This is a genomic window from Campylobacter sp. (genome assembly GCF_020024835.1).
Taxonomy (GTDB): domain Bacteria; phylum Campylobacterota; class Campylobacteria; order Campylobacterales; family Campylobacteraceae; genus Campylobacter_D.
The window spans coordinates 1-1,601 of the sequence record NZ_JAHHTD010000072.1 but is presented as its reverse complement, the minus strand read 5'-3'; the positions used below and the strand labels follow the sequence as shown (position 1 = coordinate 1,601).

Sequence of the window (1,601 nt, the reverse complement as noted above, 5' to 3'; positions counted from 1 at the left end):
TCACGCGGAATGGTGAATCTATTCATAGTATGTTTACTCCCATAAACTTTTTAAAATTGTAAATGATTAAAATCCTTAATTAATACCATTGAATTTTAAGAATTTAAAATCTCATTCAGTTAAGTAGGAGTAGCACCTGCTCTATGCCGTGTACTATACTCCCCCATACTATGTCATGCAAGAAGGCACTTTTTAGTACTCCAGGCACTTTTTGGTATGATTTGCGTAATATCAGGAAGATAAGCGTAAAAATTTTTATTATTTTTTTTCAAAGAAGATAAAGATGGGATAGAAATGAACTCTTTTATTCAAAAATGAAATACTGTGATCGCAGCTTCGAACCATTCTATTTATCACGGATATAAAAATGCCACCGATTTTCTGTTCAGTGGCATATCTAAATTAAAGTCCTTCATTCACAACATCAAGCATATGTTGAACCTTTTTTGGGGCATTCCCAATAAAAATTTGCCCATCAAATAAAACGACAGGACGAGCCAGAAAAGTATAATGCTCTAATAAATAATGTTTATAGTCTTTTTCCGTTAGATTCTTATTTTTTAAATCAAGTTGGCGATAAAGTTGAGCACGCTTACTAAACAATTTTTCATAACTAGCAGTATACTGGTAAAGTTCTTCTAATTGCGCTTCTGTTAATGGGTGTTCTTTGATATTTTGAATATCAAAACGATCCTTATCTTTAATTTGGTCTAAAATTTTTTGACAAGTCGTACAATTTAAAAGCGTATAAATTTTATTCATAAAGTATCTTTGGTGTAATTTAATTGATTTTCTGAATAATAGCGAAGTATGACGGATATATTCAAGCGAATTAAAATAAATCCCTGAAAATTGCCGACCATAGGGATTTTAAAGTATAACGCGTTAACTGCACCTTATTTTCCACTACTCTAAACGTTGTAATCAAGTAGTGCCCCTCTCCCACATAATCCAAGCGAAAAAACATCTTACTTCCCTTCTTAAAGGTATTCCATTTCATCCCATGCTGAATTTTACTCAAATAATAATGTTTTTGCCCTGATAAAATCGTAGCATACTCCTTATTTTTTGAAACGACTTTACCCATGCGAGAAATAGAATGGTGCACATAATGTGGATTAAGCAACTCTATCGCTTTCGCAAAAAATTTTCCACTTGCTAAGCGTACAGGCAAAAATGCGACACAGAATCCAACAGCGAGCTTATCCCATAATTTACGGTTATATTCACGTGTAAAAACGTAAGAAACCCCATTTGTAAATGCATAACCATATTCTTGGTTAATGAAAGTAATCGTTCCTTCTAACTTCTTCATATTAACTACGATACCGCTTGAGTTAATGATTTAAATTATGATTCTAAAGTAACAAAATATTATAAAAAACTAAAAACTCACGAAAATCGTTAATATGCTTAATGATAGAACAATATCTGGTTTATAAAATAACAAGTTATTTTAACTAGCAAATTTAACGAAGATTAAACCCATTAAAAAATTAATAGAGGATAGATATTCATTTTTGCAAAATATCTCTCACGCCCCACTTTTCCTAAAAATTTATGCATTTTAAAGTGCCCAAAAAATTACATAAATTTTGCAG

Annotated in this window: 2 protein-coding genes; both read right to left on the bottom strand. The window is 31.2% G+C overall.

The genetic code is table 11. The annotated features are described in order from the left end of the window. Positions 1 to 402: 402 nt before the first annotated feature. Positions 403 to 762 carry an ArsC/Spx/MgsR family protein gene (locus tag QZ429_RS07620; RefSeq protein WP_291953399.1) on the bottom strand — a complete coding sequence of 120 codons (360 nt, stop codon included), beginning with the start codon at positions 760 to 762 and terminating at the stop codon, positions 403 to 405. A gap of 70 nt (positions 763 to 832) precedes the next feature. Further along, the gene (locus tag QZ429_RS07615; protein WP_291953398.1) at positions 833 to 1,315 is read right to left on the bottom strand and encodes a hypothetical protein; all 483 of its coding nucleotides are present in this window, start codon (positions 1,313 to 1,315) and stop codon (positions 833 to 835) included. Positions 1,316 to 1,601: the final 286 nt, after the last annotated feature.